This window comes from Klebsiella sp. BIGb0149 (assembly GCF_004362605.1).
Taxonomy (GTDB): domain Bacteria; phylum Pseudomonadota; class Gammaproteobacteria; order Enterobacterales; family Enterobacteriaceae; genus Klebsiella; species Klebsiella terrigena.
This window is the reverse complement of record NZ_SNYG01000003.1, coordinates 24713-50909: the sequence shown is the minus strand read 5'-3', so window position 1 is coordinate 50909 and position 26197 is coordinate 24713. Positions and strand designations below refer to the sequence as shown.

Below are 26197 nucleotides of genomic sequence, written 5' to 3'. Positions count from 1 at the left end.
TTTATCGTTGCGCAGCCGTTCGGCTGCGCGGGGTAACCTTGTTCATTTGGTGCATTGATAAAATACAAAAACAGGAATTGATTATGGAAAAATCGCAAATAGCCAAAGGGATTATGGCCGGGCTTATTATTGTCAACGGCCACACCTTTGCGGCAGAAAACGAGGGAGAATCGGTCTTTTCTCCGCTCACTATTACCGATAACCCGCTGGCTGAAAAAAATCAGGTCGGCTCCTCTGAGGAGAGCTATACCCGCCCCGGAGCCTACAGTTCGCGTACGCTAAATAAAAACTTGCAGAGCCTGGATGCGTCGCTGCGCAGTATGGCAGGGACCTATACGCAAATCGATCCCCTGCAGGGTTCGATCAGCGTGAATATTCGCGGCATGAACGGGCTGGGCCGGGTGAATACGATGGTCGATGGCGTCACCCAGACCTACTTCGGCATGGCGCCTGCCAACTATCACGGCGGCGCCAACACCGCCGCCGGCGTTCCGCTCGACCCGAACTTTCTTGCCGAAGTTGACGTGACGCGCGGCAGCAGCGCCGGCTCTCAGGGCGTTAACGCCCTCGCCGGCAGCGCCAATATGCGCACCATCGGCATCGACGACGTGCTGCGCGAGGGGCGCCAGGCGGGGGCACTTTCCCGCTTCTCGGTGGGCGATAACGGCCTGGGACGCACCGGAATGGTGGCGGTTGCCGGCAGGACCGATACCTTCGAAAACGGCGGCGCCCTCGGCGCGCTGGTCGGCATCAGCGGTAGCCGAACCTATGCGACCTATAAAAACGGCGGCGGGCGCAGCAGCGAAGATTTTATCGGCGAAGATAATAAATATTTGCGCCAGGAGCCCCGCTCCCAGCTTTATAAGCTGAACTTTAACCCGGACCAGTTCAATAAAATTGAGTTTTCCGGCCGTAATTACAGCAACAGCTTTACCCGACGCGACATCACCAGCGACGATTACGCCCTGCGCTATAATTACGCCCCGCTGAATGAGCTGGTGGAATTAAACCTGCTGGCCAGCACCAGCCGCGGAAATCAGGCCTATAAACCGGAGTCGCTGTATAACTTCAACAGCTCTTCCACCACCAATAAATCTAACGCTATCGATCTTAGCAACACCAGCCGATTTAAAATGAGCGAGGACCTGTTTGCCGTATTCCAGGTCGGCGGCAAGTTAATGGATACCCGCTATACCCGGCGCTTTGAGCAGAATACTGAAACCGACCACAACGCCTTTGCTCCCGCCGGCAAGCAAAAGATATCGGCCCTGTACAGCAGCCTGACGCTGAACAAAGATATTTATCAGCTGGATCTCAATCTTAACTATACCCGCAGCCAGGTGACAGGCTTCAAGCCCGCCTGCGCGGACAATGAAAAGTGTTTCCCACAGGGCGAGAGCCATCTCAATCTTGATGATAACAGCCTAAATCCTTCGGCGACGTTTTCGGCTCAGGTCACCCCGTGGCTGCAGCCCTTCGTCAGCTGGAGCCGCTCCTCTCGCGCGCCAAATGTCCAGGAGGTCTTCTTCGCTAACGAGGGCGGCGCATCGATGAACCCGTTCCTCAAGCCGGAAAAAGCCCAGACCTGGGAGGCCGGCTTTAATATCAATAAGCAGGGCCTGCTGCACGAGCAGGACAGCTTTCATCTAAAGGCGCTGGCCTACCGCACGCGGATTAAGGATTACATTAACAGCGAGTCCTTCCTGCTATGCAACAACGGTCAGCTGTGCAAGGATTTCGACAACTCTCTGGGCGATTTTAACGCTAACGTCTACGTCAACACCACCTCAGAGGTCACCAGCAAAGGTTACGAAATTGAGGCCGGATATGATATCGGCTTCGCCTACGCGAACCTCTCATGGAGCAAGCAGCACACCGATCAGCCCACCTCGATCGCCAGCACGGTTTACAGCTTTGCCTACGGCGACCTCAGCGACCTGCCCGAAAGCTACGCCACGCTCGACGTCGGCGGCCGCCTCTTCGACCGGCGTCTGACCGTCGGCAGCCTGGTCAAGTTCACCGGTAAAACCAAACGCCTGAGCACCGAGGGATTCAGCAGCGACGACAATACCGTGCCGAAAGAGCGCATGCCCACTATCCCGACCGTTATCGACCTCTACAGCAGCTGGCAGGCAACCGACAACGTCCAGCTGCGCCTCAGCGTGCAGAACGTCACCAACCGCGATTACGCCGAAGCGCTGAACCGCATGAACCAGAGCCTCGATAACGCCCGGGAGGGGACGTCGGTGAATACCACCGCCCGCGGGCGAACCTGGATCTTCGGCGGTGAGATCCAGTTCTGAGTTAAAACCCGGTGCCGGATAAAGCCCTGGTTTTATCCCGCGCCGCCCACTGTTCATATCAGGAATAAACAATGAATCGTTCCAACTTAAGCACACGACTGGGATGCCTGCTTGTTGCGGCGCTCCTGCCCGCATCGGCGTTAGCCATCGATCCGCCAGCGCGAGAGACTTCACGCTTCGCCCTGAAAACCAATTATCTCGAGCAGGCGGATGAAGGGATTTACGAACTGGCTTTCGATAACGCCAATCAGTACGTCTTTGCGGCGGTGACCGATCGCGTGAACCGCGAAGCGAACAGAGGCTATCTATACGCCTTTAACCCGACGTCGCTGGAGGTTGCCCACCGCTACGAAATGCCGTACCGGGCGTTTTCACTGGCGATGAATCAGCCGCAGCATCGGCTCTATATCGGCCACACCCAGTCGGCCTCGCTGCGGATAAGCATGCTGGATACCGCCACCGGGAAGCTGACAAAAACCAGCGACAGGCTCAGCTTTAAAATGGCTAACGCCGCGGATTCTCGCTTCGAGCATCTGCGCCATATGGTCTATAGCCAGGATGCCAATACCCTGTTCGTCAGCTACAGCAATATGCTGAAAACGGCGCAGGGTACGCAGCCGCTGCACAGGCTGCTGATGCTCGACGGCACCACGCTGGCGCTCAAAGGCGAGGTTAAAGAAGCTTATAAAGGCACGGCCTATGGGCTGACGCTCGATGAAAAAACGCAGAAAATCTACGTTGGCGGCCGGGATTACATCAACGAGATCGACGCGAAAAAGCAGCAGGTGCTGCGCACCATTGCCCTCAAGAACACGCAGCCGCGGCTGCCCAGCGCGCAGAATCTGGCGGTGGACGCCGACTCCGCCAGGGTCTTTGTCGTGGCCTTCGACCATGACGACCGCAGCGGCCCCCGCGACGGGCTCTATATTTTCGATCTGCGCGACGGTAGGCAGCTGGGCTACGTGCGTACCGGCGCCGGGGCCAACGCGGTAAGGTACAACCCGAAATATAACGAGCTCTACGTCAGCAATTTCACCAGCGGCACCCTCAGCGTTGTCGATGCCACGACCTATGCCGTGACCCGTGAATTCCGCACGCCGGTCTATCCAAACCAGATGGTGCTATCGGCGGACGGGGATACCCTGTACGTCGGAATAAAGGAAGGCTTCAACCGCGACTGGGATCCTGACGTATTTGTCGAAGGGGCGAAGGAACGCATCCTGCGCATCGATTTGCGCAAATCATAGACGACCGGCACGCGCTCAGGGCCCGGCGGCCATTCGTTTTTAGCGCATGATGCCTCTTATCGGACGGGCGGCCTGAAAAGGCCGCCTTTTTACGTTATAGTGCTCCGGTGCCGGAAACGCCCTGTCCGTTTCTGATGCCACTCTGGCCATTTTCAAATACGACGGCCAACAGGCTGTTGTAAAACAGGAGTATACAAACATGCGCTTACTTCACACCATGCTGCGCGTTGGCGATCTGCAGCGTTCTATCGAGTTTTATACCAACGTGCTCGGCATGAAGCTGCTGCGTACCAGCGAAAACACCGAATATAAATATTCGCTGGCCTTCGTTGGCTACGGCGAGGAGAGCGATACGGCGGTTATCGAGCTGACCTACAACTGGGGCGTCGACAAATACGATCTCGGCAGCGCCTACGGCCATATCGCCCTAAGCGTGGATAATGCGGCAGAAGCCTGCGAACGTATTCGCCAGAACGGCGGCAACGTCACCCGCGAAGCCGGCCCGGTTAAAGGCGGCACCACGGTTATTGCCTTCGTTGAAGATCCAGACGGTTACAAAATCGAGCTGATCGAAGAGAAAGACGCCGGAAAAGGCCTCGGCCACTAACGGTTTCGGGCGCCGATCGGCGCCCGCTGTTTTATCCCCTGACTGCTGCAAGGCGCGGCAAAATTTGCCATAATGCGCGCTACTTTTTTCCAGTAAAGAGAATCTGATGTCCGAGAACGTTCAACTTAATGGTCTGTGCGACCGTTTTCGCGGTTTTTATCCTGTGGTTATCGATGTCGAAACCGCCGGGTTCAATGCCAAAACCGACGCCCTGCTTGAGATCGCTGCCATTACCTTGAAAATGGATGAGCAGGGTTGGTTGATGCCGGACGAAACGCTGCATTTTCATGTTGAACCTTTCGAGGGTGCGAACCTGCAGCCCGAAGCGCTGGCATTTAACGGCATCAACCCTAACGACCCTGAACGCGGGGCGGTGAGCGAGTACGACGCGCTGCACGCGATTTTCAAAATGGTCCGCAAGGGGATGAAGGACAGCGATTGTAATCGCGCCATCATGGTGGCCCACAACGCCACTTTCGATCTCAGCTTTACCATGGCTGCCGCCGAGCGTGCCGGGCTAAAACGCAATCCGTTCCACCCTTTCGTCACCTTTGATACCGCCGCACTAAGCGGGCTGGTGCTCGGTCAAACCGTGCTGTCCAAAGCCTGCCTCGCCGCCGGTATGGAGTTTGATGGCACCAAGGCGCACTCTGCGCTGTACGATACCGACCAGACTGCCCAGCTGTTCTGCGAGATAGTTAACCGCTGGAAGCGCCTTGGCGGATGGCCGCTGCCGCTGCCCGAGGCGGAATAAGAGACAAAAAAAAGCGACTTCATCGGAAGTCGCTTTTTTACTGGTAGCAAAATTATTCTGCTTTCGGCTCGTCAGTTTTATACTTCGCCGCCGTTTCTTTGATCAGCTGCTGTAGTTCACCACGCTGATACATTTCAATCACGATGTCGCAACCGCCAACCAGCTCACCATCAACCCATAGCTGCGGGAAGGTCGGCCAGTTTGCATACTTCGGCAGCTCCGCGCGGATGTCCGGGTTCTGCAGGATATCGACGTAGGCAAAGCGTTCGCCGCACGCGGAGAGCGCCTGCACGGTCTGAGCGGAAAAGCCGCAGCTTGGCAGTTTTGGCGATCCTTTCATGTACAGCAGGATCGGGTTTTCAGCGATTTGACGTTCGATTTTTTCTACGGTAGTGCTCATTGTCATGCTTCCTTAACTTCTATACGGCAGTAATTTGTCATTGTAGCGTGCTGAACGCAGGACAGATAATAACATTTTTTTCACTCACTATATTTTATCTTCTGTGCCCAGAAGTTGCCTTATAAATATCACTTTATCAGCCAGCGCGCCGTCGCGCTGCGCACTTTGTGTACAAGCAGGTCAATGTCTGGCATATTTTTTTGCAATTGTTAATCAAACGACACTTTAGATACAAAAGAATATTAACTTTCAGGGTTTTTATGCATTAGAATCGTTGGGTTTTGTCATTCATGGTCAGGTATGTGTACATGTCTGTAATTAATCAGGGGAGTGCTCGGTGGCGCGGCTAAACAAAATCGCGATTTCGCTCTGCGCATTACTGTTTACATCTATCTCATTTACACCACTGGCGCATGCTTCAGGGCATACGCACGCCTCCGCCACGCCGAAATCGCATCAGGCAAAGGGCACCACCGAACGCAAGAAAAAAGTCTCCACTCAGAAAACAAAATCCAGCGCCAAAACCTCCAGCAAGAAAGCATCGACCTCCTCCCGCGCCAAACACCCTACCCGCACTACCGCTTCGAGCCAGACGGCATTAAACCGTCAGGCCGCCGGTGGAACGAAAAAGTGCGTGTTGCGCAAAGGCTATAAAAAACAGTGCGCGACCGCGGCTAATGCCAATATCGAGCCGACGCGGGCGATGGCCAGCGTGAAGCAGAAGTGCGTCGTGCGTAAAGGCTATAAAAAGCGCTGCAAGCCGGTTGCCGAAGAAGAAGTGCCGCTGACGCTGGCCGATGCGCATAAGGTACGGGTGCAAAAAGCGCAGAGCACCGCGATGTCGAAGCTGATGGACCAAATTGGCAAGCCCTATCGCTGGGGCGGCACCTCGCCGCGCACCGGCTTTGACTGCAGCGGGCTGGTTTATTACGCCTACAAAGACCTGGTGAAGATTCATATCCCGCGCACGGCGAACGAAATGTATCACCTGCGCGATGCTCGCCCCGTCGATCGCGGCGAGCTGCAGAGCGGCGATCTGGTCTTCTTCCGCACCCGCGGTCGCGGCACGGCGGATCATGTCGGCGTTTACGTCGGCAACGGCAAATTTATCCAGTCGCCGCGTACCGGACGCGATATTCAGATTACCTCGTTAAGCGAAGATTACTGGGTTCGCCACTACGTTGGCGCCCGCCGCGTGATGACGCCTAAAACCATCCGCTGACGACCCCCTGCCGCGCCTGCGGCAGGTTAACTCTCTCTTTTGCCACATCTTTTAATTTGCTACTATCTCCCTGTGCATTACATGGTTATTGCACGCATTAATATAATAAGGAGAGTAGCAATGTCGTTCGAATTACCTGCATTACCATATGCGAAAGACGCCCTGGCGCCGCACATTTCCGCTGAAACCCTGGAGTACCATTACGGTAAGCATCACCAGGCCTACGTCACTAACCTCAACAACCTGATCAAGGGCACCGCTTTTGAAGGCCACTCTTTGGAAGAGATCGTTCGTTCTTCCGAAGGCGGCGTCTTTAACAACGCGGCCCAGGTCTGGAACCACACCTTCTACTGGAACTGTCTGGCGCCGAATGCCGGCGGTGAGCCGGAAGGCGAACTGGCGGCAGCCATCGCTAAATCCTTCGGCAGCTTCGCTGATTTTAAAGCGCAGTTCACCGATGCGGCGGCGAAAAACTTCGGCGCAGGCTGGACGTGGCTGGTCAAAAATGCCGACGGCAGCCTGGCGATTGTCTCCACCAGCAACGCCGGCACGCCGCTCACCGGCAGCGCTAAACCGCTGCTGACCGTGGATGTCTGGGAACACGCTTATTACATTGACTACCGTAACGCCCGTCCGAACTATCTGGAGCACTTCTGGGCGCTGGTAAACTGGAAGTTTGTCGCGGCTAATCTGGCGGCATAAAACTGCACCGCAGAAGGGGAAACCCTTCTGCGGTGATTGTTAGCGGCTGGCTAAGGCCTCTTGCGGCCGTCCGCGACCGCTGAACAGCACCAGCATCAGCGCCACGCCGGCGATGATTGCCCCCATCACCGGAACAAATGCGTAGCCCAGCCCGCCGGAAATCACCGCCCCCCCGGCCGCCGCGCCCAGCGCATTGCCGAGGTTAAACGCCCCGATATTCACCGAAGAAGAGAGCCCCGGCGCTTCGTGAGCCACGCGCATCACGCGCATCTGCAGCGGCGGCACCACGGCGAACGTCGCCGCGCCCCACACCACCATGCTGATAGCCGCGCCGACCTGCGACTGCGCCAGCAGCGGGATCGCCAGCATGATAACCATCAGCAGCAGTAAAAAGCCCTTCAGCGTGCCGGAAACCGAGCGGTCGGCAAATTTTCCGCCAAGATAGTTGCCCAGGGAGAAGCCGACGCCAATCAGCACCAGCATCGCGGTGACGAACAGCGGCGAAGCGTGGGTAATGGTATGCAGCACCGGCGAAATATAGGTATAGAGGGTGAACATCGCCCCGGCCCCGAGCACGGTGGTCAGCAGCGCGGAGAGCACCTGCGGCCGCATCAATACCGCCAGCTCCTCCTTCACGTTTGGCCGCTCCCCTGCGCTGCCTTTTGGCAGCGAGAACCACAGGCTGACCATCGCCACCAGGCCAAGACCCGCCGTGGCGAGGAAGGACATGCGCCAGCCGATGGTTTCACCGAGCCAGGTCGCCGCCGGAACGCCGCCAATATTGGCGATGGTCAGCCCCATAAACATGGTCGCTACCGCGCTGGCCTGCTTGTGCTTAGGAACCACGCTCGCGGCGACCACCGACCCGAGGCCGAAGAAGGCGCCGTGGTTCAGGCTGGTGATAATGCGCGAGAGCAGCAGCGTGGTGTAATCCGGCGCCATTGATGAGAGGACGTTGCCAAGGGTAAAAATAGCCATCAGGAAAATCAGCGCGCTGCGGCGCGCGCGGTGCGACAGCAGCAGCGTCATCAGCGGCGCCCCAACCATCACGCCGATGGCGTAGGCGCTGATCAGCATCCCCGCGGCGGGAATGGATACATCCACGCCTTTGGCGATAACCGGCAGTAGTCCCATCGGGGAAAATTCGGTCGTACCAATACCAAATGCCCCAATGGCAAGCGCTAACAGGGGAAAGTTGATCTTCATGCAATGACTCCAGCAGACCGTCCTCAGCGACGGTATCTCATCAGAAGCCAAAAGCATGACATCAATCACAGAAAAACAAAAGTAAACGAAATGGCAAAAGATTTTTGCGAATTTGATAATAATGCGCGGAAATAAGGGGAAAGGAGCCTCTCCCCCGAAAAAATTAGTGCAGTACGGCGGTCAGCGCTGCGGCCACGATCAGGCCCAGAACAATAATCGTCGTGGTCAGCGAAAACTTTAAATCTGTATCCATCAATTTTCCCCCTGATTATCCCCACAAGAAAAGTGAGCCTGCTCATTTTTGCACAATATTGTATAAAAATCTTCTGAGATTTAGGGTGATGCACATTTTTACTCTTCCCCTTTGCCGCAAGATCGGACAAAATCCCACGCTAATTTGAAAGCGTATCGGCCATTGACCCCTTCCTGTCGTTCTGTGTCGTTTCCCGACGTGATGCAATGTTGAACATTGTGCTCAGGGTGTGTATAGGCAAACGTTTCCGTATCGATAATCAGACGATCAGGTCAAGGTCTGGAGAGAGAAGTAATGGCAACAATTAAAGATGTAGCGAAGCGCGCAAACGTTTCCACTACAACAGTTTCACATGTAATTAACAAAACCCGCTTTGTCGCTGAAGAGACGCGCAACGCGGTATGGGCTGCCATCAAAGAGCTGCACTACTCTCCGAGTGCGGTGGCGCGCAGCCTGAAGGTTAATCACACCAAATCGATCGGTCTGCTGGCTACCAGCAGCGAAGCGGCCTATTTCGCCGAAATTATCGAGTCCGTCGAGAAGAGCTGCTTCCAGAAGGGCTACACCTTGATTCTCGGCAACGCCTGGAACGATCCGGAAAAGCAGCAGGCCTACCTGTCAATGATGGCGCAAAAGCGCGTCGACGGCCTGCTGGTGATGTGCTCCGAATATCCGCAGTCGGTGCTCTCGATGCTCGAAGAGTACCGCAACATCCCGATGGTCGTCATGGACTGGGGTGAGTCCAAGGCCGACTTTACCGATTCGGTTATCGATAACGCCTTTGAAGGCGGCTATATGGCCGGTCGCTACCTCGTTGAGCGCGGCCACCGTGAAATCGGCGTGATCCCGGGCCCGCTGGAGCGCAATACCGGCGCCGGACGCCTGGCCGGTTTTATGAAAGCGATGGAAGAAGCGCAGATTAGCGTCCCGGAAAGCTGGGTGGTTCAGGGCGACTTCGAGCCGGAGTCCGGCTACCGCGCGATGCAGCAGATCCTCAGCCAGCAGCATCGTCCGACCGCCATCTTCTGCGGCGGCGACATCATGGCGATGGGGGCGATTTGCGCCGCCGACGAAATGGGCCTGCGCGTGCCGCAGGATATTTCGCTGATTGGCTATGACAACGTGCGCAACGCCCGCTACTTTAGCCCGGCGCTGACCACCATTCATCAGCCAAAGGACTCTCTCGGCGAAGCCGCCTTCAATATGCTGATGGACCGCATCGTTAACAAGCGCGAAGAGTCGCAGTCTATCGAAGTCCACCCGCGGCTGGTCGAGCGCCGCTCGGTGATTGACGGCCCGTTCGTCGACTACCGCCGCTAACCCTGCCGGGCGTCGGCTATTCCGGCGCCCGCAGCCACTCCCGATTTAACGTTTCGCTGTCGCCAAGATAGTCCAGCAGCCAGGAGAGCGCCGGCGAGATATCGCTCTGCTGCCAGGTCAGACAGCAGGCGGCGTCCGGGAACGGATTTTCCAGCTCCAGCGCCGTCCACTCGCCGCTGTCGATCCGCGGGCGGGCAAAGTGCGACGGCACCATGCCGATGCAGAGCCCGGCCGACAGGCAGGTTGCCGAGGCGTCCCAGTCCGGCACCACCACCCTCTTCTGATTATCCAGCAGCCACGTCGTGCGCTTCGGCAGCGATCGTGAAGTATCTTCCCTGACCAGCGACGGCCAGTTGCGCAACGTATCATCGCTCAGCGGGCCGCTCATTTTCGCCAGCGGATGGTGGCTGGCGACCACGCAGTGCCAGCTCAGCATGCCCATATCGCGAAAGGCGTAGCGTCCGCCGACCGGAATCGAGCGGGTCGCGCCGATGGCCAGCTCCACCCGGCCGTCGGCCAGCGCGTCCCAGACGCCGTTAAACACCTCCTGGAAGACAATCAGCTCGACGTCCGGAAAGTGGCGATAAAAATCGACGATCATCTGCCGCATCCGCGCCGGCTTAACGATATCGTCAACCGCAATTGAGAGCTGCCCGCGCCAGCCGTTGGCGATCTGCTGGCACTGGCGGCGGGTGATCTGCATTTTTTTGATAACAGAACGCCCTTCCTGTAGAAACCACACTCCGGCAGGGGTGAGCTCCACGTCGCGATGCCGGCGCTCAAAGAGCGGAACGGCCAGCCACTCTTCGAGCTGACGCACGGTGTAGCTGACCGCCGAGGGTACGCGATGCAGCTCCTGAGCCGCTGCGCTAAAGCTGCCGTTGCGCGCAACCGCATCAACCACTTCAAGGGAGTATTCGGACCACATATTCTGCCTGCAAATTTTTTGAACGCATGTAACAAATATTAGCGTTTCACAAGCCAGAATGCACTCCCTACACTCTGCGGCATCTTACCTGCATCAGAAGAAAGAGAACTTTATGCAACAACCTGGGAAAGGATTTTTGGTTTGGCTGGCGGGCCTCAGCGTGCTCGGCTTCCTGGCAACCGATATGTATCTGCCGGCGTTTTCGGCTATCCAACAGGATCTGAATACTTCGGCGGCCTCGGTCAGCGCCAGCCTGAGCGTGTTTCTCGCCGGTTTCGCCCTTGGCCAGCTGTTCTGGGGCCCGGTATCGGATCGCTATGGGCGTAAGCCGGTGCTGCTCAGCGGCCTGGCGATCTTCGCCGTCGGCTGCCTTGGCATGCTGTGGGTCGAGGACGCGACCCTGATGCTGGGGCTGCGTTTTGTGCAGGCCATCGGCGTCTGCGCGGCGGCGGTTACCTGGCAGGCGATGGTTACCGACTATTATCCTGCCCAGCGCACCAACCGCATATTCGCCACCATCATGCCGCTGGTGGGCCTTTCCCCGGCCCTGGCGCCGCTGCTCGGCAGCTGGCTGCTCGCCCATTTCGACTGGCAGGCCATCTTCGCGACCCTGTTTGCCATCACTCTACTGCTGATGCTGCCTGCATTACGCCTCAAGCCGGTGAGCAGACCCGATAGCAGCACGCAGAAAAAGCTCACCTTCCTGGCGCTGCTGCGCTCGCGCGAATACAGCGGCAACGTGCTGATCTACGCCGCCTGCTCCGCCAGCTTTTTCGCCTGGCTGACCGGTTCGCCGTTTATTCTGCACGACATGGGCTACGGGCCAACCGCCATCGGCCTGAGCTACGTGCCGCAGACTATCGCCTTTTTAATCGGCGGATACGGCTGTCGTGCGGCGCTGCAGAAATGGCAGGGGCAGCAGCTGCTGCCGTGGCTACTGGTCGTTTTTGCCATCAGCGTTGCCGCCACCTGGCTGGTGGGCCTGCAGCAGGATGTCTCCATCGTCGCGCTGATGGCCCCCTTCTGCGTGATGGCTATCGTTAACGGCGCCATTTACCCGATTGTCGTCGCCCAGGCGCTGCGGCCGTTCCCTCAGGCCACGGGTCGCGCCGCCGCGCTGCAGAATACCCTGCAGCTCGGACTGTGCTTCCTGACCAGCCTGCTGGTATCCACGCTGATTGCCACTCCGCTGCTCACCACCACCAGCGTGATGCTGGCCTCCATCGTGCTGGCCGGACTGGGATATGCGATGCAGCTGAGGAGCGCCCGTCTCAGCACCCAGTCGTCGCATGCATAGAATGGTTTCAGCGATGTTAAGGTCCAGTAATTAGCCTGCTAATATGTTTTTATTGAAAGCCTTAAAATAGGGGCCTATACTGGATCCCGTATCACATAAATAGAAAGTTTATCGATATTAACGGGGGCAGGACGCCTCCCGTTTCACCATGGAAGGCCTTTCGGCAAGGGTTATCTCCCTTCCTCTGTTCTACGTCGGATAGCAGCTTCACGGATTTTCCGTGAGATTTCTCACAATGCCAAAAAAAGCGTCTACGCTGTTTTAAGGTTCTGATCACTTGGGCGTGATGGAGAAGCTATGAGTTCATCGTGTATAGAAGAAGTAAGTGTACCAAATGACGACTGGTACCGAATTACAGCTGAGTTGCTCGGTCGTGCGGGTATTGAAATTAATGGCCCCGCTCCCTCCGATCTACGGATAAAAAACCCCCTCTTTTTTAAGCGCGTGCTGCAGGAAGGGTCTCTGGGGTTAGGTGAAAGTTATATGGACGGCTGGTGGGACTGCGAGCGTCTGGATATTTTCTTCCACAAGGTGCTGCGCGCCGGGCTGGAAAACCAGCTTCCCCGCCACCTCAAAGATACGCTGCGTATTGCTGCCGCTCGCCTGTTCAATCTGCAAAGTAAAAAACGTTCCTGGATAGTCGGCAAAGAGCACTACGATCTCGGCAACGACCTCTTTAGTCAGATGCTCGACCCCTATATGCAATATTCCTGCGCTTACTGGAAAGAGGCGCAATCTCTGGAAGAGGCTCAGCAGGCTAAATTAGATCTTATTTGCCGTAAGCTGCAGCTTGAACCGGGGATGCGGGTGCTGGATATTGGCTGCGGCTGGGGCGGTCTGGCCTATTACATGGCAAAAAATTATCACGTTAGCGTGGTTGGCGTTACCATTTCTGCCGAACAGCAAAAAATGGCCCAGCAGCGGTGTGAGGGATTAGACGTCACTATCCTGTTACAGGACTATCGCGACTTACATGATAGTTTTGATCGCATTGTTTCCGTCGGTATGTTTGAGCACGTGGGGCCGAAAAACTACGCCACCTATTTCGATGTCGTCGACCGGAATATGAAAGCGGACGGTCTTTTTTTACTGCACACCATCGGTTCAAACAAAACGGACCTGAGCGTCGATCCGTGGATCAATAAATATATCTTCCCTAACGGCTGCCTGCCGTCGGTTCGCCATATTGCAAAAGCCAGCGAAACGCATTTCGTGATGGAAGACTGGCACAATATAGGCGCCGATTACGATACCACGCTGATGGCCTGGTACGAGCGGTTCCTCGCCAGCTGGCCGGATATTGCCGATAACTACACCGAGCGCTTCAAGCGCATGTTTAGCTATTATCTCAACGCCTGCGCCGGCGCCTTTCGCGCGCGCGATATTCAGCTGTGGCAGGTGGTGTTTTCTCGCGGCGCCGAGAGCGGCCTGCGCGTCGCGCGCTAGATCCTGACCTGCACTCATCATGCCTGCCGGTGCTCTCACCGACAGGCATTTTTTTTCCCGTCCCGTATTTGTTTCCGCAATAGCGGACGTTCAGCGATGAGAAAGGGTGCCGCGGAGTCTGGCATCCCGCTGAAATCGGCGAACCGCAGGCTGCAGGCCGGGAGCTAAACGGCAGCCCCACCGTAGCGAACAGCCGGCGACTATGACTCTTCCGACGCCTTTTGCACCGCCTCTTTCGCCGCCAGCACCCGCTCAACGGTATCGACCACCGCCTGCGTCTGCGGGTCAATCTCGATATTGACCCGATCCCCCAGCTTTTTCACGCCCAGGGTGGTGCGCAGCAGCGTTTCCGGGATCAGGTGCACGCAGAAGCGCGTCGGCGTGACTTCGCCAACCGTCAGGCTAATGCCGTCAACGCCGATAAAGCCTTTATACAGAATGTACTTCATCAGCGTCGGATCCTGGACCTTGAACCAGATCTGGCGGTTATTTTCCGAGGTCAGGATCTTAACCACCTCCGCTGTGGTCATAATATGGCCGGACATCAGATGGCCGCCGATTTCATCGCTGAACTTTGCCGCGCGCTCAACGTTGACCACGTCCCCCTGACGCACGGCGCCGAGGTTGGTGATGCGCAGGGTTTCTTTCATCAGGTCAAAACTGATGCGCGCGCCGTCGATCTCGGTGACGGTGAGACAGCAGCCGTTATGGGCGACCGACGCGCCGGTTTCCAGTCCGTCGAGCATGTGCTCAGGCAGTTCCACCACGTGGGTACGAAAATTGGGCTTCTCATCGATGGACACCACTTTAGCGGTCCCCTGCACAATGCCAGTAAACATGCTTTGCTCCTGTAGAAATGGCTCACAATATATTAATCGGGAACAATAACAGGTGGTAAATAAGGTTGCCAGCACGCATAGTGCCCTACCATTTTTTCACTGGCTTAATGGCTAATCCTCGCTACAATAGACTGGCTAATCCCTCTGCTTTTTCTTCTTGCTGCCATTAACGGCGGCTTTTTTAGTCTCAAAATAACAACAATATAAAGGTGTACAGGTGCAGAAGTACTTCATTGAAGCGCGTCAGTTGTTAGCACTGGCTATTCCCGTCATCCTTGCGCAGGTAGCCCAGACCTCAATGGGCTTCGTCGATACCGTCATGGCGGGCGGCTACAGCGCCACCGATATGGCGGCCGTCGCCATCGGTACCTCCATCTGGCTGCCGGCTATCCTCTTTGGCCACGGCCTGCTGCTGGCGCTAACGCCGGTCGTTGCACAGCTCAACGGCTCCGGGCGCCGCGATCGCATTGCGCATCAGGTGCGCCAGGGTTTTTGGCTGGCGGGGTTCGTCTCGGTGCTGGTGATGGTGGTGCTGTGGAACGCCGGCTATATCATCAGCTCAATGCATAATATTGACCCGGCGCTGGCGGATAAAGCCGTCGGCTACCTGCGCGCGCTGCTGTGGGGGGCTCCGGGCTACCTCTTCTTCCAGGTTGCGCGTAACCAGTGCGAAGGCCTGGCGAAAACCAAGCCGGGGATGGTCATGGGCTTCATCGGGCTGCTGGTGAATATCCCGGTCAACTACATCTTTATCTACGGTCATTTCGGCATGCCGGAGCTGGGCGGCGTGGGCTGCGGCGTGGCAACGGCTTCCGTGTACTGGGTGATGTTTTTCAGCATGATCGCCTGGGTGCGTCGGGCGCGCTCAATGCGTGATATTCGGGGCGCCGAGGGGTTCAGCAAGCCGGATTTTGCCGTCCTCAAGCGCCTGGTCCAGCTCGGGCTGCCGATCGCGCTGGCGCTCTTTTTCGAAGTGACCCTGTTTGCGGTGGTTGCGCTGCTGGTTTCTCCGCTGGGCATTATCGATGTCGCCGGCCATCAGATTGCGCTTAACTTCAGCTCGCTGATGTTCGTTTTACCGCTGTCGCTGGCGGCGGCGGTCACCATCCGCGTCGGCTTCCGCCTCGGCCAGGGCTCAACCCTCGATGCGCAAACCTCCGCCAGAACCGGCGTCGGCGTTGGCGTCTGCATGGCCGCGATCACCGCGATTTTCACCATCCTGATGCGCAAACAGATCGCCCTGCTCTACAACGACAACCCGGAAGTGGTGGTGCTGGCCTCCCAGCTGATGCTGCTGGCGGCGATATATCAGATCTCCGACTCCGTCCAGGTCATCGGCAGCGGGATCCTGCGCGGCTATAAGGATACGCGCTCAATCTTCTTTATTACCTTTACCGCCTACTGGGTTCTGGGACTGCCAAGCGGCTATGTGCTGGCGTTAACCGATATTGTCGTCCCGCGCATGGGGCCTGCCGGCTTCTGGTGCGGGTTTATTATCGGCTTAACCTCCGCGGCAATCCTGATGATGCTGCGGATGCGCTTCCTCCAGCGTCAGCCGTCGAGCGTCATTTTACAGCGCGCAGCGCGCTAACCGGCAGCGGTGCCCCGTTTTCGGGGCGCCGTTTCTCAGCGATAGCCGGGCCCGCGCGGGCCCAGCGCCTCTCTCAGCGCCTCGACAAAGCATTTGATTTTGGTCGTTCGTCGGCGTCCTGCCGGCACCAGCACGTGCATCGGTCGCGAAGGGCCGGAAAACCCCGATAAAACCTGCACCAGCCTGCCCGCCTCAACCTCAACTCTCAGCACCTCTTCCGGTCCGAGGGTGATGCCGTGCCCGGCGAGAGCGGCGTTCATCAGCGCTTTCCAGTCGTTCGAACGAAAGCGCCCGGCGGGTTTAACCTCCACCGTGGCGCCCTCCCTGGTGAACTGCCAGCGGCAGGCGTTCATGGCCGACCAGTGACCGTAGACCAGGCAGGAGTGGTGCTGCAGATCCGCCGGCGTCTGCGGCTCGCCGTGGCGCAAAATATAGTCAGGAGAGGCGCAGGCTATTAACCGGTAAGGGCGCAGCGGCCAGGCAACCATGGTGCTGTCGGCCAGCTCGCCAATGCGTATGATCACCTCGAACTCCTCTTCTATCGGGTCGACGATGCGGTCGCTGAGGGTCAGCTCGACCTGCACCTCGGGGTAGCGGGCGAGATAGTCGGTGATGAACGTCGAGAGCGCGTGTGAACCAAAGGTAACCGGCGCATTGACTCTGATAATACCGGAGGGAGTCGCCTTCATCTCCAGCGCCAGCGCGTCGGCCTCGGCGACTTCGTCCAGCACCAGGCGGCAGCGCTCATAGTAGCTGCGGCCGATATCGGTCAGGGTTTGCCGCCGCGTCGTACGCGCGATAAGCGAGGTGCCGAGATGCGCCTCGAGGGCCGCTACGTGGCGGGCAACCATCTGCGGCGACAGCTGCAGCTGCTCGGCGACGGCGGCAAATGAGCCGGTTTCTGCCGCCTTGACGAAAACCTTCATGCTGGTGAGCTGATCCATGATTCACTCATTTTAGTTGTTTATCATGCAACCATCTTACGATTTATCTTCTGTGACGAGGGAATTAAATTTATTCCCTCAATGAGGCAATTTGTCAGGAGTCAAAGATGAAGATCGGAATAATAGGCGCCGGGTTTGTAGGACGTTCCATCGCTAAGCTTGCGCTGCAGGCCGGCCACGACGTGATGCTCAGCAACTCACGGGGACCGCAGACGCTATTCAGCCTGGGGCCGATGATCGGCTGTCAGGTGGGCAGCGCGGACGAGGCCGCCGAGTTTGGCGAGGTGGTGGTGATTGCCGTCCCCCTCAGCGCCGTCAGCGCGCTGCCGGTCGCCGGTATTAAAAATAAGCACGTTATCGATGCGGTCAATTACTACCCGCAGCGGGACGGCGACATTGCCGAGCTCGACTCCGGGCAAACCACCACCAGTGAATTACTGGCGCGGATCCTGCCCGCCGCCAGAATAACCAAAGCCTTTAACGCCATTCCGATGACGCAGCTGGAAAGCGATGGCTTACCCGCAGGGGCGGAAAATCGCCGGGCGCTGCCGCTGGCGGGCGATGACGCAGAGGGGAAAGCCATCGCCGCCGCGCTGTACGACGCCTTTGGTTTTGATGCCCTTGACGTCGGGCCGCTCAGCGAAGGATGGCGGTTTGAACGCGGCACACCCGCCTATTGCGTACGCATGACCCGCCAGGAGCTTGTCTCAACGCTTGCCCGAACGCCTCGCCGCTAATCACGGCCCACTCCGCTAACGCTTTCTCGTTAGCGGATAACCTCTTACGCTCTCCCGCCACCTCATCGTACATTCGGTTACCTGCCGATACCAAACACTCACTGAACTCGCGCCATGACCGGCATATAGTTGTTTCAACAGCCCCGCAGTGGGGTTAACTGAAGAAACATTTTCGAGGATATCAGAATGAAAAAAGTATTAGCTCTGGTCGTTGCCGCTGCTATGGGTCTGTCTTCTGCTGCTTTCGCCGCTGATGCGGTAAGCACCACTCAGGCTCCGGCTGCTGCAACTCACAGCACCGTTGCCAAGACCACTCATCACAAAAAACATCATAAAGCTGCCGCTAAACCGGCCGCAGAGCAGAAAGCTCAGGCTGTGAAAAAACACAAAAAAGCAGAAGCTAAACCGGCTGCAGCTCAGAAAGCCCAGGCTGCTAAAAAACACCACAAAGCCGCCGCTAAACCTGCCGTAGCTCAGAAAGCCCAGGCCGCTAAAAAACACCACAAAGCCGCAGCTAAACCTGCCGTAGCCCAGAAAGCTCAGGCCGCTAAAAAACACCACAAAGCCGCAGCAAAACCGGCCGTAGCTCAGAAAGCTCAGGCTGCTAAAAAACACCACAAAGCTAAACACCACGCTGCCGCTAAACCTGCTGCACAGCCGGCTGCATAATTAACCCGGTTAGTCTGGTATCGTAATAAATCGGCGCTGCTTCAGCGCCGATTTTTTTAGGAGAGCACTATGCTGCAACGCTATCGTTTTGAGCTCATTCTGATCCTGCTGATAATCTGTGCCCTCTTCACTCTTCGTCTTATATTTAAATAACGCCCAGCGTTCCCCTTAATTAAAAAGGCCGCAGTAGCGACCTTGCTCATATCAAAAATACAAAAGCGTTATGCCAATGCTTATTATTAAGTACGACGCGTCACTTCAAAGACCCCTGGCACAACTTCAATCACCGCGAACTGTCTGTATGAAGTCCCGGTTGAGGTATACGGCTTCGCCTGCACGTCCCGGTCTTCAAGCTGCACTACCGCATTAATCCGCGTCAGCAGGCATAGCCCGCGGGCAAACAGGGCAAGAAATATCCTTTATCATCAGCAAAATATAGACAATATGAGTAAAACTTCCGCAATCGCGTCTGTTCTGCAAGAAAAGTGACGTTTGCCTCTTGCCACAACCTCTCCCGATCGCTAATATGCGTCCCCGTTGTCACCACAACATTGCGTTCATAGCTCAGTTGGTTAGAGCACCACCTTGACATGGTGGGGGTCGTTGGTTCGAGTCCAATTGAACGCACCATAAAGCGTTTATAGCTCAGTTGGTTAGAGCACCACCTTGACATGGTGGGGGTCGTTGGTTCGAGTCCAATTAAACGCACCAAATGCGTCCGTAGCTCAGTTGGTTAGAGCACCACCTTGACATGGTGGGGGTCGGTGGTTCGAGTCCACTCGGACGCACCAGATTTTCTTAATCTGGTGCATTTCCCTCGAAAGAAGCGCTTTCTGCAGCCGTTAAGCCCTATTCGATATCCCCAGTTCCACGACATTAAAACCTATTTAATACCCTACGCCTGATGCTACCCGGAGATCCCAAACTCCAGTCGTGACCAGATCCGTCAGCGGCACGCACCGCAGATGCTTTTAGCGCCAGCAATCCACTCGGCAAAGGCTACGGACAACTCATCAAGCTTCCCTTTGCCGTTTTAGCTGACGGCAAAAAAGCCGGAATAGCAAAATATTCCGGCCCGCGATCGATGATGCCTTAGAAATGCGTATTCACGCTCACATAGAACGTCCGCCCCGACTCGTTGTAGGTTTCCGCGCCGGCGCCATACAGATAAGCCCCGGTTGTCGAGTTCCCTGTGGTCTGCGCATTACCGGCGCGATAGTGGCGAATATCAAACAGATTATCCACGCCGCTGGTCAGACTCAGGTTCTTATTGACGTCCCAGGTCGCGCTTAGCCCAACAATGCTGTATGGACTGACTTCGTTTAGCTCGCTTGCGGACACCGCCTCACCTTTATAGTTAAAGCGCTTCGGTTTCTGGCGGCCATACCAGGTGAAGGTGCTCTGTAAAGAGAGATCGTCACGCACCTGCCAGCTAAGGGTCGAGTTCAGCGTGAACTGCGGAATTACCGACAGGCGATCGCCGGTGGTCTTGTTCTTGCTCTGCAGCATCCACGTCAGGTTGTTGCTCCAGCTAACCGTTTCGCTCACCGGCAGACTTAGCGAGCCTTCCAGCCCTTCTACCAGCGCCTTCGGCACGTTTTCCCATTGATAGATATTGGTCGTGCCGTTGCTGGCCGTGCCTACCGCCGAGTAACCTGATTCAATCTTGTTACGGTAGTCGTTGCGGAACCAGGTCAGCCCCGCCTGATAGCCCTCGTGCTTATACTCAAGGCCGATCTCTTTGTTAACGCTGGTTTCGGCCTTCAGATCGCTATTACCCATCAGATAGCAGGCGGAACTGCTGGCGTAGCAGCCCTGGCCGTTACTGTACAGAATGTAGTTCGGGTTGAGCTGGTAGAGATTCGGCGCTTTATAGGCGCGGGCAATCCCCAGCTTCAGCGTCCAGTCATCGGAGAGCCCCTGGGAGAGGTTCAGCGATGGGCTCCAGTTATTGCCGACAATACTGTGGTGGTCAAAGCGCAGGGCTGGCGTCAGCATGGTGCTATCCGTCAGCGCGATATTGTCTTCGGTAAACAGCGAGAAAATTTCGGCGCTGGAGTACGGGCTGCGCCCGGTTGCCGGGATGCCGTCGATGGAGCCATAGGAGAGAGACTGGGTGGTCGACACGCCATCCTTCATCCGCTGTTGGTTCCACTCGGTGCCCAGGGTCAGATTCTGCTCAACCCCGAGGGTAAACGGAATATTCACTTCACTGTGCAACAGCACGTCAGAGAGGTCGATATCCGAGAATTCGCTGCTGGAGAAGATGCCCTCCGTTCCGCCCGCCAGCCCTTCGCTCATCCGCGAGTTGCGGGTATGTTCATACTGGGCGTAGCTGTTGCTGGTCACCCCGTTATCCCAGCCGCCGGTCCAGGTCACGCCGTAGGTCTGGCGATAGAGGCGGTTGGTCTCCTTGCCGTACATGCTTTTCACCAGCGTGCTGGTGTTGGTGTTCTGCGTGTCGCCGGCGTAAAGGTTGCCCTGACGGCTGTAGCCGGTTTCGAACTCCAGCGCCTGCATCGGCGCAAACTCCCAGCGCAGCTTGCCGTGGATATCTTTATTCACGACGCCTTCGCGCCCTGCAGGATAGGATCCCGCATAGGTTCCGGTTCGTGCCGCTTCATGGCCGGAGTTAATATCCTGGGCATCGGCCTGCGTCTTGCTCAGGTTACCCCATAAATTAAAGCTAACCGCATCCGACAGCGGACCGTTCAGGCTGAAGTTCGTGCGCTTCGTCGAGCCCTCTTTACGGTGCTGAGGGGCGTTCATATAGGTATTCCAGGAACCATGCCACTCGCTGCTGGTCGGTTTAGTGACGATGTTCACCACGCCCCCCATCGCGCCATTGCCGTAGCGGGCCGCCGCCGGGCCGCGAATAACGTCGATATGATCGATCATTTCCGCCGGTACCCAGCTGGTATCACCGCGCGTGTCGCGGTCTCCGCGCCAGCCATAGCGCACGGAGTTACGACTGGTCACCGGTTTACCGTCCACCAGTATCAGCGTATTTTCTGGCCCCATCCCGCGAATATCGACCTGGCGGTTATTGCCGCGCTGACCGCTGGTGGAGTTGCCCGTCAGGTTGACGCCGGGCTGGGTGCGAATCAGTTCGGAGACGTCGCGGGCGGGTGGATGTTTGCGGATTTCATCGGCAGTGATGGTGGAGACGCCGGGGGCCTGGAGAGTCTGCGCGGCCGCGGTAACCACCATCGTTTCGTCGTGGTTCTCCGATGCGGTTGCCGCAGCGGATTTCTTCGTTTCATCTGGCGTGCTGTCGTCGGCGGCCTGCGCCGGCAACCCCACTCCCCAGATAGCCATATGAATCAGCACGGCCAGCGAGTAGTGTGAATAATGTTTCATGGAATATGCCCTGTTTTCTTATTTTGCCGTCGGGGCACGCCTTCTTCATCCGTCAGATAAACAACGGCAGCGACCTCCAGGCACAGAACATCTTCTCTGGTTTTGGCGTAAGCAGGCGCCTCCCGATATTATATCGGGATATCAATTACCCCTTTTCACCAAAAATAAAAATTCCGCCCTGGAAAAACGAAGAGACAAACGCACCACGCTATTCTTTGATAGCGTATTCCGAACAGCGCCCAATAGGATTATTGTGCCGCTCCACGTTATTAAAAATGAGATTCATTATCAAGCCGATAATTAACAAACAGAAATAAAAACAAAATATACCAATAAAAACAGAAAGATACAAATACACTCAAGACAACTTAATTACAGACAATAAAATCCAATGAATTACATCCACATTAAATAAACACAATTTAAGCATAATATCATCACAATCATTAAATTTTCGATTCGTTTATTACCTCAAGAACAATACCGCCCGCGTTAATTCCCCCCACCCTCTCCATGATTTTCAGCTCCTCATGCCTGCAGGCTAACGCTGCGCAATTGACAACAACAAAAGATGATTTTAAGTCCCCTTTAATGAAAGGCGGCTCCCGCAGCTTCAGTCAACTATTCGCCAGCAGATACAGGCATTTTACCGTTGCCCCGCGATCCCTCGTTTATACTTTGGTCAGTGCCCTTAGTTACGCCTTCAGCGTCAGCCCGATAACGGATGTCTGCGCCTAAAACAACGAGCCCATATCAATGAAGAAAATTGCGATTATCGGCGCCGGACCGACGGGGATTTATACTTTTCACGCCCTTTTACAGAACGCGGTACCGCTTGCCGTCTCCATCTATGAACAGGCCGACCGGGCCGGCGTCGGGATGCCCTATAGCAAGGAAGACACCGCGCGGATGATGTTGGCGAACATTGCCAGCATCGAAATCCCCCCCATTTTCTCAACCTATATCGACTGGCTGCAGGGGCTGAGCGTTGAGCATCTGGCGCGTTACGGGGTGCGCAAAGAATCCCTGCATGTCCGGCAGTTCCTGCCGCGCCTGCTGCTGGGTGAATATTTCCATGACCAGTTTCTGCAGCTGGTGGCGACGGCCCGACGGCGCGGATTTGAGGTCGCGATCCATGAATCATGCCGGGTGGAGGATCTGCAGGTCACCCCCGAAGGCGTGATGCTCTGCGCCCAGGGGGTTGCAGAACCCGCGCATTTTGACCTTGCGGTTATCGCCACCGGCCACGTCTGGCCTGATGACGATACCACCCCGCGCGCCCACTTCCCGAGCCCGTGGTCGGGGCTAATGAGCGCGCGCATCGCACCCTGCCGGGTTGGAATTATGGGAACGTCGCTCAGCGGAATCGATGCCGCCATGGCAGTTGCCGCGCAGCACGGGGAGTTTGTGGAGGCCGAGGACCGGTCGTTGAGCTTCCGGCTGGATCGCGACAGCGAGGCGCTGGAAATGGTGATGATGTCCCGCTCCGGGATCCTGCCTGAAGCCGACTTCTACTGCCCCATCCCCTATGAGCCCTTAACGATCGCCAGCGACGAGGCGATTGCCCGGCACATCGCCGCCGGAACCGAGGGGCTGCTCGACCGGGTCTTCGCGCTGATGACGCAGGAAATTGACGCCGCCGACCCGCAGTGGAGCCGGGAGATAGCGCTGCGCTCGCTTAACGCCGACAGCTTCCACGATGCCTGGTTCGCCGCGCGCAGGAAGAGTGACCCTTTCCGCTGGGCTGAGGCGAATCTCATCGAGGTCGAGCGCAACAAGCGCGACAGGCGCACGGTGGCCTGGCGCTACGCAATCCTCAGACTGCATGAAGCGGTCCAGGCCATCGTCCCTCATCTCAACTCGCGGGACAGCGAGCGGTTTAGCGCTGGCCTGGCGCGGGTGTTTATCGATAACTACGCGGCGATCCCGTCGCAATCCATTCGCCGGCTGCTGGCGCTGCACGAGGCCGGCGTTATCAGCATTCTCCCGCTTGGGCCCGATTACGCCATCGCCATTGAAGATAACCTGACGGAAATAAGCGTTGGCCAGTCCAGGTATGCCTTTGAGGTCTTTATCGATGCCAGAGGGCAGAAGCCGCTGAAGACCAAAGACCTGCCGTTTCCGACGCTGCGCCGGCAGATCCTCGCCGTCGGGGACGCTATTCCCGACGTTGGGGAAGACTACACGCTGCTGGAGCCGGAGATCGTTCGCGGGCGCATTGCGTTTGGCGCGCTGCCCTATCTCATGCACGACCGCCCGTTCGTTCAGGGGCTTACGGTCTGCGCGGAGATCGGCGCCGCGATGGCTAAAGCCGCATCGCAGCCGGCAGCGCGCCAGCGGCGGTGGCTGCCGTTTATCGAGCGCTAGCCGCCATTGACGCTTTCGGGCGGGCATCGGCGCTAGGGCCCCGCCCCTGGCGTTGGTCGGGAGCCGGCTGCCAGGGGTCCTTTTTGCGATCTTCGCTATCATCCCTTTTACGCGGTATTTCCCCCCGTTCGCGGGGATCGTCTCTTGCCGGATGGCGGGCCGGTTTATCAGGATCGTTTACCCTGGACTGGGACAACTGGGACATAGTATTTATCCTCCGCTGCTGGCTGCGGTCGTTAGGCAAAGAGCAGACTCTTTAACAGACGATGCAGATATATAGCATTGATGCCGGTGCGTTGACGCTGTGGGCAAAAAAATGCGGGCCAGCGGCCCGCAGGATATATGACGCTGACGATCGCGTTACGCTTTATGCCAGACCGCGGGAATTAGCTGGCGCCTGATTTACGCCCGCCGCCGTGGCTATTCTCACCGCCCTTTTTCCCGGCTTCTGAAGCGCGCTGAGGATCGTTTTTAAAATTCCCCCCGCTATGCTGACCGCCTTTACGACCGGCTGCAGATGCTTTTTCCCGGTCCTGCGCGAAATTACCCGATCCACCTCTGTGCTCTGCCATAATGCTACCTTTCGGTTGGTTTATGAAAAATGATTCGCTATGACAAATCATCGCCGTCGAGAGTTAACACTAAGTGATATGAAGCCGGTGTCAAACCGCCGGACCACTTATCCGGCGGGCCAGCCGCTTAAAAACGGCGCCAGAAATAAGTTTAAACATCTCATTTATCCGGCATAACCCTCAACAGGACAACCTATTAAGCGGCGGCGAGCTACTTTCCCGCGGTAAAATCCAGCGTATTTGTAAAGAAGGTAAAATTAATATCATCCGCTCGCCGGATAATAATCCCCGCCCCGGCCGCTGGAACAATCCTAAAATTTCATTCGGCCCACATCGGTCGCCGGGGTAAAAACCCGACGACTAATCAGTCAATTGCGCAGGGCATTCCCATGAGAACCGCATAATAATATCGGCCCCGTGGCTTACTTAATTCCTAAAATATTTTTTCATGCCGGCCATCGGGCCTATGCTTAATATTTACCTGAACAGAGGAAATTATATGAGCGACCACGCCAAACTCAGCGCACAATATCCCCGCCCTCCTTTTGCCGAGCAGCCGCAAACGCCTCCCGGCCTGGCCTCGGAGATGCTGCCCGTTCCCGATCATGGCGAGGAAAGCTACGTTGGCTCGGCCAGGCTGTCCGGCAAGAGGGCGCTGATTACCGGCGGCGACTCGGGTATCGGCCGCGCGGTGGCCATTGCGTTTGCTCGTGAAGGAGCGGACGTGGCGATAAACTATCTGCCGGAGGAAGAAGCCGACGCCGAAGAGGTCATCGCTCTGATTGAGGCCGCAGGGCGCAAGGCGGTGGCTATTCCCGGCGATATTCGTAGCGAATCCTTCTGCGAAGCGCTGGTTGAAAAGGCCGCCAGAGAGCTGGGCGGTCTGGATATTGTGGTCAATAATGCCGGGCGTCAGCAGTACTGCGACTCGCTGGCAGAACTCACGACGGCGGATTTTGACGCCACCTTCAAAACCAACGTCTACGCGCCGTTCTGGATAACCAAAGCCGCGCTGCGCCATCTCAAAGAGCATAGCGCTATCATCAACACCTCCTCGGTTCAGGCCTTTAAGCCGAGCCCAATACTCTTTGATTACGCCCAGACCAAGGCCAGCCTCGTGGCCTTCACTAAATCATTAGCCAAACAGCTGGGTCCGAAGGGGATCCGCGTCAACGCCGTTGCGCCCGGTCCTTACTGGACGGTTCTGCAGTCCAGCGGCGGCCAGCCTGAGGAGAAGGTCCGCCAGTTTGGTGCGGATACCCCGCTCGGTCGCCCGGGACAGCCGGTCGAAATCGCCCCTCTGTACGTGACGCTGGCCTCCGACGCCTGCTCGTTCACCTCCGGCCAGGTCTGGTGTTCGGACGGCGGCGATGGCGTGCTGTAAGCCGTCCGCCAGCACGGCAGAGGACCCGATAGCGTTGTCGGCGCGCCGG

24 protein-coding genes, 3 tRNA genes and 1 pseudogene are annotated in these 26197 nt (G+C 56.9%); 19 read left to right on the top strand and 9 right to left on the bottom strand.

The genetic code is table 11. The features are described from left to right. The first annotated feature begins 83 nt into the window (after positions 1-83). The 4 genes from EDF75_RS11980 (at position 84) to rnt (ending at position 4911) form a co-directional block, all read left to right on the top strand. On the top strand, positions 84-2303 hold the full coding sequence (locus EDF75_RS11980) for a TonB-dependent receptor domain-containing protein (RefSeq protein WP_133599523.1): 2220 nt from the start codon (positions 84-86) through the stop codon (positions 2301-2303). A gap of 71 nt (positions 2304-2374) precedes the next feature. Further along, positions 2375-3550 carry a YncE family protein gene (locus EDF75_RS11975; RefSeq protein WP_133599521.1) on the top strand — a complete coding sequence of 392 codons (1176 nt, stop codon included), beginning with the start codon at positions 2375-2377 and terminating at the stop codon, positions 3548-3550. Positions 3551-3749: 199 nt separating this feature from the next. After that, entirely contained in the window at positions 3750-4157 is a 408-nt protein-coding gene (gene gloA, locus EDF75_RS11970) for a lactoylglutathione lyase (protein ID WP_041147656.1), read from the top strand. A 106-nt stretch (positions 4158-4263) separates the two neighbouring features. Continuing rightward, positions 4264-4911, top strand: a complete 648-nt coding sequence (rnt, locus tag EDF75_RS11965; RefSeq protein ID WP_133599519.1) for a ribonuclease T — start codon at positions 4264-4266, stop codon at positions 4909-4911. 52 nt (positions 4912-4963) lie between these two features. Here the strand turns inward: rnt and EDF75_RS11960 are convergent, their stop codons facing one another. Next, positions 4964-5311: a Grx4 family monothiol glutaredoxin gene (locus EDF75_RS11960; RefSeq protein ID WP_041145851.1), complete on the bottom strand. Its 348-nt coding sequence runs from the start codon at positions 5309-5311 to the stop codon at positions 4964-4966. 337 nt (positions 5312-5648) lie between these two features. On the opposite strand from EDF75_RS11960, the gene EDF75_RS11955 reads away from it, so the two are divergent. Next, a complete protein-coding gene (locus EDF75_RS11955; RefSeq protein WP_133599517.1) occupies positions 5649-6533 on the top strand; it encodes a C40 family peptidase in 885 nt (294 codons plus the stop codon). A 120-nt stretch (positions 6534-6653) separates the two neighbouring features. Then, complete coding sequence (sodB, locus tag EDF75_RS11950; RefSeq protein WP_133599515.1) at positions 6654-7235, top strand: superoxide dismutase [Fe]; 582 nt, start codon at positions 6654-6656, stop codon at positions 7233-7235. A gap of 39 nt (positions 7236-7274) precedes the next feature. Here sodB and EDF75_RS11945 read toward each other — a convergent pair whose 3' ends face one another. Continuing rightward, entirely contained in the window at positions 7275-8441 is a 1167-nt protein-coding gene (locus EDF75_RS11945) for an MFS transporter (RefSeq protein ID WP_133599513.1), read from the bottom strand. Between the two features lie 163 nt (positions 8442-8604). Next, positions 8605-8694, bottom strand: coding sequence for a cytochrome bd-I oxidase subunit CydH (gene cydH / locus EDF75_RS11940; protein ID WP_041145917.1), 90 nt, complete (start codon positions 8692-8694; stop codon positions 8605-8607). A 294-nt stretch (positions 8695-8988) separates the two neighbouring features. Between cydH and purR the strand changes: the two genes are divergently transcribed. Next, positions 8989-10014, top strand: coding sequence for an HTH-type transcriptional repressor PurR (purR, locus tag EDF75_RS11935; RefSeq protein WP_045858607.1), 1026 nt, complete (start codon positions 8989-8991; stop codon positions 10012-10014). 16 nt (positions 10015-10030) lie between these two features. Here purR and punR read toward each other — a convergent pair whose 3' ends face one another. Further along, positions 10031-10942 (bottom strand): DNA-binding transcriptional activator PunR, encoded by a 912-nt coding sequence (gene punR / locus EDF75_RS11930; protein WP_123708176.1) that lies wholly within the window; start codon positions 10940-10942, stop codon positions 10031-10033. A gap of 112 nt (positions 10943-11054) precedes the next feature. Between punR and punC the strand changes: the two genes are divergently transcribed. Together punC and cfa are read left to right on the top strand one after the other, a co-directional pair. Continuing rightward, a complete protein-coding gene (gene punC / locus EDF75_RS11925) occupies positions 11055-12239 on the top strand; it encodes a purine nucleoside transporter PunC (RefSeq protein WP_133599511.1) in 1185 nt (394 codons plus the stop codon). Positions 12240-12536: 297 nt separating this feature from the next. Then, complete coding sequence (gene cfa / locus EDF75_RS11920; RefSeq protein ID WP_123708177.1) at positions 12537-13685, top strand: cyclopropane fatty acyl phospholipid synthase; 1149 nt, start codon at positions 12537-12539, stop codon at positions 13683-13685. Between the two features lie 200 nt (positions 13686-13885). On the opposite strand, the gene EDF75_RS11915 is transcribed toward cfa, so the two are convergent. Continuing rightward, on the bottom strand, positions 13886-14524 hold the full coding sequence (locus EDF75_RS11915; RefSeq protein WP_133599509.1) for a riboflavin synthase subunit alpha: 639 nt from the start codon (positions 14522-14524) through the stop codon (positions 13886-13888). A gap of 217 nt (positions 14525-14741) precedes the next feature. On the opposite strand from EDF75_RS11915, the gene mdtK reads away from it, so the two are divergent. After that, complete coding sequence (gene mdtK / locus EDF75_RS11910) at positions 14742-16115, top strand: MdtK family multidrug efflux MATE transporter (protein ID WP_133599507.1); 1374 nt, start codon at positions 14742-14744, stop codon at positions 16113-16115. A 35-nt stretch (positions 16116-16150) separates the two neighbouring features. Here mdtK and EDF75_RS11905 read toward each other — a convergent pair whose 3' ends face one another. Then, a complete protein-coding gene (locus EDF75_RS11905; protein WP_133599505.1) occupies positions 16151-17059 on the bottom strand; it encodes a LysR family transcriptional regulator in 909 nt (302 codons plus the stop codon). Positions 17060-17166: 107 nt separating this feature from the next. On the opposite strand from EDF75_RS11905, the gene EDF75_RS11900 reads away from it, so the two are divergent. The 6 genes from EDF75_RS11900 (at position 17167) to EDF75_RS11880 (ending at position 19256) form a co-directional block, all read left to right on the top strand. After that, the gene (locus EDF75_RS11900; protein ID WP_133599503.1) at positions 17167-17796 is read left to right on the top strand and encodes an NADPH-dependent F420 reductase; all 630 of its coding nucleotides are present in this window, start codon (positions 17167-17169) and stop codon (positions 17794-17796) included. A 186-nt stretch (positions 17797-17982) separates the two neighbouring features. Next, positions 17983-18465: an acid resistance repetitive basic protein Asr gene (gene asr / locus EDF75_RS11895; protein ID WP_115192515.1), complete on the top strand. Its 483-nt coding sequence runs from the start codon at positions 17983-17985 to the stop codon at positions 18463-18465. A 69-nt stretch (positions 18466-18534) separates the two neighbouring features. Next, a complete protein-coding gene (gene ydgU / locus EDF75_RS27605; RefSeq protein WP_455430947.1) occupies positions 18535-18618 on the top strand; it encodes a small membrane protein YdgU in 84 nt (27 codons plus the stop codon). A 400-nt stretch (positions 18619-19018) separates the two neighbouring features. After that, positions 19019-19095 (top strand) — tRNA-Val (locus EDF75_RS11890). Positions 19096-19099: 4 nt separating this feature from the next. Then, positions 19100-19176: transfer RNA gene (locus tag EDF75_RS11885), tRNA-Val, on the top strand. A gap of 3 nt (positions 19177-19179) precedes the next feature. Next, positions 19180-19256 (top strand) — tRNA-Val (locus EDF75_RS11880). Positions 19257-19557: 301 nt separating this feature from the next. Here EDF75_RS11880 and EDF75_RS11875 read toward each other — a convergent pair. Beyond that, positions 19558-21825, bottom strand: a complete 2268-nt coding sequence (locus tag EDF75_RS11875) for a TonB-dependent siderophore receptor (RefSeq protein ID WP_133599501.1) — start codon at positions 21823-21825, stop codon at positions 19558-19560. On the opposite strand from EDF75_RS11875, the gene EDF75_RS11870 reads away from it, so the two are divergent. Then, the gene (locus EDF75_RS11870; RefSeq protein ID WP_133599499.1) at positions 21824-22129 is read left to right on the top strand and encodes a hypothetical protein; all 306 of its coding nucleotides are present in this window, start codon (positions 21824-21826) and stop codon (positions 22127-22129) included. The two genes, EDF75_RS11875 and EDF75_RS11870, sit on opposite strands and share 2 nt — an antisense overlap. A 452-nt stretch (positions 22130-22581) precedes the next feature. Continuing rightward, positions 22582-24192, top strand: a complete 1611-nt coding sequence (locus EDF75_RS11865; protein WP_133599497.1) for an FAD-NAD(P)-binding protein — start codon at positions 22582-22584, stop codon at positions 24190-24192. 49 nt (positions 24193-24241) lie between these two features. Here EDF75_RS11865 and EDF75_RS27335 read toward each other — a convergent pair. Together EDF75_RS27335 and EDF75_RS11855 are read right to left on the bottom strand one after the other, a co-directional pair. Next, a pseudogene (locus EDF75_RS27335) lies at positions 24242-24397 on the bottom strand (hypothetical protein); the annotation flags it as partial. 181 nt (positions 24398-24578) lie between these two features. Next, positions 24579-24764: a con-10 family general stress protein gene (locus tag EDF75_RS11855; RefSeq protein WP_133599493.1), complete on the bottom strand. Its 186-nt coding sequence runs from the start codon at positions 24762-24764 to the stop codon at positions 24579-24581. Positions 24765-25263: 499 nt separating this feature from the next. On the opposite strand from EDF75_RS11855, the gene EDF75_RS11850 reads away from it, so the two are divergent. Then, the gene (locus tag EDF75_RS11850; RefSeq protein WP_133599491.1) at positions 25264-26148 is read left to right on the top strand and encodes an SDR family oxidoreductase; all 885 of its coding nucleotides are present in this window, start codon (positions 25264-25266) and stop codon (positions 26146-26148) included. Positions 26149-26197 lie beyond the last annotated feature (49 nt).

Coding starts and splice junctions, on each gene's coding strand:
- EDF75_RS11980 (WP_133599523.1), top strand. CDS start 84: ATGGAAAAATCGCAAATAGCCAAAGGGATTATGGCCGGGCTTATTATT.
- EDF75_RS11975 (WP_133599521.1), top strand. CDS start 2,375: ATGAATCGTTCCAACTTAAGCACACGACTGGGATGCCTGCTTGTTGCG.
- gloA (WP_041147656.1), top strand. CDS start 3,750: ATGCGCTTACTTCACACCATGCTGCGCGTTGGCGATCTGCAGCGTTCT.
- rnt (WP_133599519.1), top strand. CDS start 4,264: ATGTCCGAGAACGTTCAACTTAATGGTCTGTGCGACCGTTTTCGCGGT.
- EDF75_RS11960 (WP_041145851.1), bottom strand. CDS start 5,311: ATGAGCACTACCGTAGAAAAAATCGAACGTCAAATCGCTGAAAACCCG.
- sodB (WP_133599515.1), top strand. CDS start 6,654: ATGTCGTTCGAATTACCTGCATTACCATATGCGAAAGACGCCCTGGCG.
- EDF75_RS11945 (WP_133599513.1), bottom strand. CDS start 8,441: ATGAAGATCAACTTTCCCCTGTTAGCGCTTGCCATTGGGGCATTTGGT.
- cydH (WP_041145917.1), bottom strand. CDS start 8,694: ATGGATACAGATTTAAAGTTTTCGCTGACCACGACGATTATTGTTCTG.
- purR (WP_045858607.1), top strand. CDS start 8,989: ATGGCAACAATTAAAGATGTAGCGAAGCGCGCAAACGTTTCCACTACA.
- punR (WP_123708176.1), bottom strand. CDS start 10,942: ATGTGGTCCGAATACTCCCTTGAAGTGGTTGATGCGGTTGCGCGCAAC.
- punC (WP_133599511.1), top strand. CDS start 11,055: ATGCAACAACCTGGGAAAGGATTTTTGGTTTGGCTGGCGGGCCTCAGC.
- cfa (WP_123708177.1), top strand. CDS start 12,537: ATGAGTTCATCGTGTATAGAAGAAGTAAGTGTACCAAATGACGACTGG.
- EDF75_RS11915 (WP_133599509.1), bottom strand. CDS start 14,524: ATGTTTACTGGCATTGTGCAGGGGACCGCTAAAGTGGTGTCCATCGAT.
- EDF75_RS11905 (WP_133599505.1), bottom strand. CDS start 17,059: ATGGATCAGCTCACCAGCATGAAGGTTTTCGTCAAGGCGGCAGAAACC.
- EDF75_RS11900 (WP_133599503.1), top strand. CDS start 17,167: ATGAAGATCGGAATAATAGGCGCCGGGTTTGTAGGACGTTCCATCGCT.
- asr (WP_115192515.1), top strand. CDS start 17,983: ATGAAAAAAGTATTAGCTCTGGTCGTTGCCGCTGCTATGGGTCTGTCT.
- ydgU (WP_455430947.1), top strand. CDS start 18,535: ATGCTGCAACGCTATCGTTTTGAGCTCATTCTGATCCTGCTGATAATC.
- EDF75_RS11870 (WP_133599499.1), top strand. CDS start 21,824: ATGGAATATGCCCTGTTTTCTTATTTTGCCGTCGGGGCACGCCTTCTT.
- EDF75_RS11875 (WP_133599501.1), bottom strand. CDS start 21,825: ATGAAACATTATTCACACTACTCGCTGGCCGTGCTGATTCATATGGCT.
- EDF75_RS11865 (WP_133599497.1), top strand. CDS start 22,582: ATGAAGAAAATTGCGATTATCGGCGCCGGACCGACGGGGATTTATACT.
- EDF75_RS11855 (WP_133599493.1), bottom strand. CDS start 24,764: ATGGCAGAGCACAGAGGTGGATCGGGTAATTTCGCGCAGGACCGGGAA.
- EDF75_RS11850 (WP_133599491.1), top strand. CDS start 25,264: ATGAGCGACCACGCCAAACTCAGCGCACAATATCCCCGCCCTCCTTTT.